This is a genomic window from Micromonospora sp. LZ37 (genome assembly GCF_059359015.1).
This window is the reverse complement of sequence record NZ_JCADBL010000025.1, coordinates 1-6061: the sequence shown is the minus strand read 5'-3', so window position 1 is coordinate 6061 and position 6061 is coordinate 1. Positions and strand designations below refer to the sequence as shown.

The 6061-nt window shown below is 76.5% G+C and carries 5 protein-coding genes and 1 pseudogene; all 6 read left to right on the top strand.

Annotation, left to right across the window (positions count from 1 at the left end; genetic code table 11):
• Positions 1 to 1168 (top strand): glycosyltransferase family 9 protein (locus AC5L3Z_RS29410; RefSeq protein WP_494846623.1); only part of this gene is annotated, 1168 nt, incomplete at its 5' end.
• Positions 1165 to 2139: a glycosyltransferase gene (locus AC5L3Z_RS29405; RefSeq protein ID WP_494846622.1), complete on the top strand. Its 975-nt coding sequence runs from the start codon at positions 1165 to 1167 to the stop codon at positions 2137 to 2139. The genes AC5L3Z_RS29410 and AC5L3Z_RS29405, both read left to right, overlap by 4 nt.
• A complete protein-coding gene (locus AC5L3Z_RS29400) occupies positions 2124 to 3341 on the top strand; it encodes a glycosyltransferase (RefSeq protein ID WP_494846620.1) in 1218 nt (405 codons plus the stop codon). The genes AC5L3Z_RS29405 and AC5L3Z_RS29400 overlap by 16 nt, the downstream gene beginning before the upstream one ends.
• Positions 3341 to 3914: pseudogene (locus tag AC5L3Z_RS29395) on the top strand (D-sedoheptulose-7-phosphate isomerase); the annotation flags it as partial. The gene AC5L3Z_RS29400 and the pseudogene AC5L3Z_RS29395, both read left to right, overlap by 1 nt.
• 274 nt (positions 3915 to 4188) lie before the next feature.
• Entirely contained in the window at positions 4189 to 5601 is a 1413-nt protein-coding gene (locus AC5L3Z_RS29390; RefSeq protein ID WP_494846618.1) for a PfkB family carbohydrate kinase, read from the top strand.
• Positions 5598 to 6061: SDR family NAD(P)-dependent oxidoreductase (locus AC5L3Z_RS29385; protein ID WP_494846616.1), on the top strand; the 464-nt coding region annotated here is incomplete at its 3' end. The genes AC5L3Z_RS29390 and AC5L3Z_RS29385, both read left to right, overlap by 4 nt.

Genomic DNA, 6061 nt, shown 5'->3' with positions numbered 1-6061 from the left:
CGCCGGCGCCACCGGCATCCTGGTGCCCACCCCGGTCACCCGGCCCGAGGAGGTGTCCGCCGCCCCGCACGTCGCCCCCGACCTGCCCACCGCGGTCGACGAGATCCTGCGCCGGATGGCCGCCGTCCGGCCGGCCGCGCCGCGCCGCGCCGGCACCGTCCTGGTGGTCCGCAGCGACTCCGCCGGGGACGTGCTCGTCACCGGGCCGGCGATCCGCGCCGTCGCCGCCGGGGCGGAGCGGGTCGTCCTGCTGCACGGCCCCCGGGGGCGCGGCGCCGCCGCGCTGCTGCCCGGAGTGGACGAGCTGATCGAGTGGCCACTGCCCTGGATCGACGGGGACCCCGCCCCGGTCGACCCGGACGACATCCGCCGCCTCACCGACCGGCTCGCCACCGTCGGCGCCGACGAGGCCGTCATCTTCACCTCCTTCCACCAGTCCGCGCTGCCGCTCGCGTTGCTGCTGCGGACGGCCGGTGTGGCGCGGATCAGCGCGATCAGCGACGACTACCCCGGCTCGCTGCTCGACGTCCGGCACCGGGTGCCCACCGGCGTGCCGGAACCGGAGCGGGCCCTCTCCCTCGCCGCGGCGGCCGGGTTCGGGCTGCCCGACGACGACCACCGGCTCCGGGTCGACGTGCCGCCCGTCGCCGTCCCCGACGAGCCCTACGTGGTGGTGCACCCCGGCGCGTCGGTGCCGGCCCGGGCCTGCCCGCCGGAGCGCTGCGCCGAGATCGTCGCCAGGCTTACCGCGGCCGGCTATCGGGTAGTGGTCACCGGGGGGCCGGCCGAGACCGCGCTGACCTCCCGGGTCGCCGCCCACGGCGGCACCGATCTCGGCGGGCGCACCGGGCTGGCGGAGCTGGCCGGCGTCCTCGCCGGCGCGAGCTGCGTGGTGGTCGGCAACACCGGCCCCGCCCACCTCGCCGCCGCCGTCGGTGTCCCCGTGGTCAGCCTCTTCGCCCCCACCGTTCCCTTCGGCCAGTGGGCACCGTACCGGGTGCCGCTGCTCCGCCTCGGCGACGCCGACGCGCCCTGCCGGGGCAGCCGCGCCACCCGCTGCCCGACGGCCGGCCACCCCTGCCTGACGCAGGTCGACCCGGACGAGGTCGTCGCCGCGGTCCGCCTGCTCACCACCGGAAGAACTCCCCGAGCTGAAGGAGGGTCATGAACGTCCTGCTCTGGCACGTGCACGGCTCCTGGACCACGTCCTTCGTGCACGGACGGCACCGCTACCTGGTGCCGGTCACCCCCGACCGGGGGCCGTACGGGCTCGGCCGGGCCCGCACCTACCCCTGGCCGGAGAGCGCCGTCGAGGTGACCCCGGAGGAGCTGGCCGGCGCGGACGTGGACCTGGTGCTCCTGCAACGGCCCGAGGAGCTGGAACTGGCCGAGCGGTGGCTGCGTCGCCGACCCGGCCGGGACGTGCCGGCGGTCTACGTCGAGCACAACACCCCCAAGGGCGACGTGCCGAACACCCGGCACCCGATGGCCGACCGGGACGACCTGCTGCTCACCCACGTCACCCACTTCAACGAACTCTTCTGGGACAACGGTGGCACCCGCACCGCCGTCGTCGAGCACGGCATCGTCCCGCCCGCCGTCGAGTGGACCGGGGAGCTGGACCGGTTGGCCGCGGTGACCAACGAGCCGATCCGGCGCTGGCGGGTCACCGGCACCGACCTGATGCCCCGCTTCGCCGACGTCGCCCCGCTGGACGTCTTCGGCATGGGGGTGACCGGGCTGGCCCAGCGGCTCGGCCTGCCCGAGGAGCGGGTCGCCAGCCACGACGACCTGCCACAGGGGGTCATGCACGCCGAGCTCGCCCGGCGGCGGGCGTACCTGCACCTGTGCCGTTGGACCTCGCTCGGGCTGAGCCTGATCGAGGCGATGACGATCGGCATGCCGGTCGTCGCGCTGGCCACCACCGAGGCCGTGGACGCGGTGCCGCCCGACGCGGGGGTGCTCGCCACCCGGGTGGACACGCTCGTCGAGGCGGCGCGGTGGCTCGCGGAGGACCGCGACGCCGCGTACCGGCTCGGTGCGCGGGCGCGGGAGGTGACGAAGGAACGCTTCGGGCTCGACCGGTTCCTCGCCGACTGGGACCGGATTGTGGAGGAGGAAACATGCGCATCGCGATGATCTCGGAGCACGCCAGCCCCCTCGCCGTCCTCGGGGAGGAGGACGCCGGCGGGCAGAACACCCACGTCGCCGAACTGGCGGCGGCCCTGGCCGGTGAGGGACACGACGTGCGCGTCTACACCCGCCGGGACTCCTCCGACCTGCCGGACGTGGTGGCCGCCTCCGCCGGCTACCAGGTGCTGCACGTGCCCGCCGGTCCCGCGCTGCGGGTGCCGAAGGACGAGCTGCTGCCGTACATGGGCGAGTTCGGCCGCTGGATGGCCGAACAGTGGAGCCACGGCCGGTGGCGACCGGACGTGGCACACGCCCACTTCTGGATGAGCGGGCTGGCCACCCTGCACGCCGGCCGCCGCACCAACGTCCCGGTGGTCCTGACGTACCACGCGCTGGGCTCGGTGAAGCGACGCCACCAGGGTGCCCGGGACACCAGTCCACCGGGCCGGACCGGCTACGAACGCGCGTTGGGGCGGGCCGCCGACCGGGTGATCGTCCAGTGCCAGGACGAGATCGGTGAGCTGGTCCGCCTGGGCGTGCCGAGGTCGAACATGACGCTGGTCCCGTCCGGGGTCAACCAGGAGATGTTCCGCCCCGACGGGCCGGCCGCCCCGCGCGACCCGGCCCGCCAGCGGATCATCACGGTCGGCCGGATGGTCGAGCGCAAGGGTTTCCAGGACGTCGTCCGGGCGTTGTCCGCCGTGCCGGAGGCCGAGTGCGTGGTGGTCGGGGGACCCCCGGCGGAGCTGCTGCCGGCCGACGCCTTCGCCCGCCGGCTGCGGGCGCTCGCCGAGTCGTGCGGGGTCGCCGACCGGGTCAAGCTGGTCGGCGCGGTCCCCCGGGAGGAAATGGGCGCCTGGTACCGCTCGGCGGACGTGCTGGTCGCCGCCCCCTGGTACGAGCCGTTCGGGCTGACCCCGCTGGAGGGGATGGCCTGCGGTCTCCCGGTGGTCGGCACGGACGTGGGCGGGATCGCCGACACCGTCGTCGACGGGCTCACCGGCGACCTGGTGCCACCGCGTGACCCGCGCGCGCTGGGCACCGCGATCCGCCGGCTGCTCGCCGACCGGGTCCGTCTCTTCGCGTACGGCACGGCGGCGCTGGACCGGATCCGCAGCCGGTACTCCTGGAAGCGCTGCGCGGAGCAGTTGAGCGCGGTCTACGCGGCGGTGAGCACCGCCGGGCGCGTCGCACCGGCGGTGGCCTGATGGGTGAGCAGATGTCCCCGCTCGACGTGCACCTGTCCGGGTTGGCCGCCGCCCTGCTGCCGTACCGGCGGGTCGCCGAGCGCCTGGCCGGGTGGGGCACCGAACTGGCCTGGACGCTCTCCGGCGGTGGCCGGTTACTCGTCGCCGGCAACGGCGGCAGCGCCGCCGAGGCACAGCACCTCACCGCCGAACTCGTCGGCAAGCTGCGCGACGACCGGGAACCGTACTCCGCGATCGCACTGCACGCCGAGACCTCCGCGCTGACCGCCATCGGCAACGACTACGGCTACGACGAGATCTTCGCCCGCCAGGTCCGCGCCCACGGCCGGCAGGGCGACATCCTGCTGCTGATGTCCACCAGCGGCACCAGCCCGAACCTGCTCGCCGCCGCCCGGGCCGGTCGGGAGGCCGGGCTGCGCTGCTGGGCCTTCACCGGTCCGCCGCCGAATCCGCTCGCCGGGGTCTGCGACGACGTGCTGGCGGTCCCCTCGCCCGACAGCCAGGTGGTGCAGGAGCTGCACCTGGTCTCCCTGCACCTGCTCTGCGAGTACGTCGACGAGGCGCTGCCGCTGGTGCGCCGGCTGCCGGGTGCGACGGCGCCCAGGCCGCGGACCATCGCCCTCACCAGGCGGCTGCCCAACGCCCCGGCGGACCGGGCGTTGGCGGGGGCGGTCGGCGCCGGGTCCGGCGGGACGGCCCACGGCCTGAACGGGGGCGGCTCCCCCGCAGGCGGCGCGAACGGACACGGCCCGAAGGGACACGCCGCCAACGGCTCCGGGGCCAACGGACACGGCGCCAACGGCGCCGGTGCGAACGGGCACGGGCCGAGCCGGCGGGGGTGCCCGTCGTGAGCGGGCCGCTGGTGGTCGTGGGCGACGCCCTGCTGGACCGGGACGTCGAGGGCACGGTCGACCGGATCTGTCCCGACGCGCCCGTACCGGTGCTCGACGAGCGCCGCGCCACCGACCGGCCCGGCGGCGCCGGGCTGGCCGCGCTGCTCGCCGCCGCCCAGGGCACGGAGGTCGTACTGGTGACGGCGCTCGCCGACGACGCCGCCGGCGCCCGGATCGCCGAGCTGCTCACCCGGGCCGGGGTGCGCCTCTGCCCGCTCCGACTCACCGGGGCCACTCCGGAGAAGATCCGGCTCCGCGCCGGCGGGCAGACCCTGCTGCGGCTGGACCGGGGCGGGGCCCCGTCGACACCCGGTGAGCCGCCGGAGGCGGCGCTGGAGGCGCTCGCCTCGGCCGGCGCCATTCTGGTCAGTGACTACGGCCGCGGGCTGCTGCGGCAGCCGGCGCTGCGGGCCGCGCTCGCCGCCGCCGGCGCGCCGGTGGTCTGGGACCCGCACCCGAAGGGACCGGTGGCGGTCCCGGGCGTCCGGCTGACCACCCCGAACCTCGCCGAGCTGCGCCAGCTCACCGGCGACGCCGGCGCCGGCTCGCCGCTCTCCACCGCCACCCGCGCCGGGCACGAACTGCGCCGGCGGTGGCGGGTCGGCGCGGTCGCGGTGACCATGGGCGGCGACGGGGCGGTGCTCTGCCACTCCGGCGGCACCCCGCTGGTGGTGCCGCCGGAGTCCGACGTGGACCACGTGGTGGACACCTGCGGCGCCGGGGACCGCTTCGCCGCCACCGCCGCCACCGCCCTCGCCGCCGGTGCGCTCACCTCCGAGGCGGTGCAGGAGGCGGTCGCCGCCGCGTCGGCGTACGTGGCCGCCGGCGGGGCCGCCGGGCTGGCCCGGGGCGACCGCGAGCCGGCCACCGCGCGGCGGCCGGCCGCCGCCGAGGAGCTGGTGGCGCGGGTACGGGCCGACGGCGGCACCGTGGTCGCCACCGGCGGCTGCTTCGACATCCTGCACGCCGGTCACGTCGCCACCCTCCAGGCGGCCCGACGGCTCGGCGACTGCCTGGTGGTCTGCCTCAACTCCGACCGCAGCGTCCGGGCCCTCAAGGGCCCGGAGCGCCCGGTCAACCCGGAGGCGGACCGGGCGCGGCTGCTGACCGCGCTGGACTGCGTCGACGCGGTGCTGGTCTTCGACGAGGCCACCCCGGAGACGGCGCTGGCCCGGCTACGTCCGGACGTCTGGGTCAAGGGCGGCGACTACGCCGGCGACGGCGCCCCCGAACTGCCTGAGGCCGAGCTGGTCCGCGGCTGGGGCGGCCGGGTGGTGACCGTGCCCTATCTGGCGGGCCGGTCCACCACCGCCACCATCACCGCCGCGCGGTCGCGCGGCGCCCGACTGGTCAAGGGAGCACGATGAGCAGGGATCTGAACGGTAAGGCGGTACTGGTCACGGGCGGGTCGAGCGGGCTCGGCGCGGCGGTGGTGACCGCGGTGACCAAGGCCGGCGGGCGGCCGTACGTGCTGGACCGGCAGGCGCCGGCCGACGGGGTGCCGTGGGTGGAGTGCGACCTGGCCGACACCCGGGCCGCCGAGGATGCCACCCGGCGACTCGCCGAGCAGGCCGGTGGGCTGACCGGGCTGGTCACGGCCGCCGGGATGGACGTGCCCGGCAAGCTCGCCGACGTCGACGGCGCGACGTGGGACCGCATCGTCACCATCAACCTGCTCGGCACCGCCGCCGTGGTCCGGGCCGCCCTGCCGCGCCTGGAGCGCTCGCACGGCACGGTGGTGACGGTGGCGTCGACGTTGGGGATCAAGGCCGTCTCCGACGCCACCGCCTACTGCGCGGCGAAGTTCGGCGTGGTCGGCTTCACCCG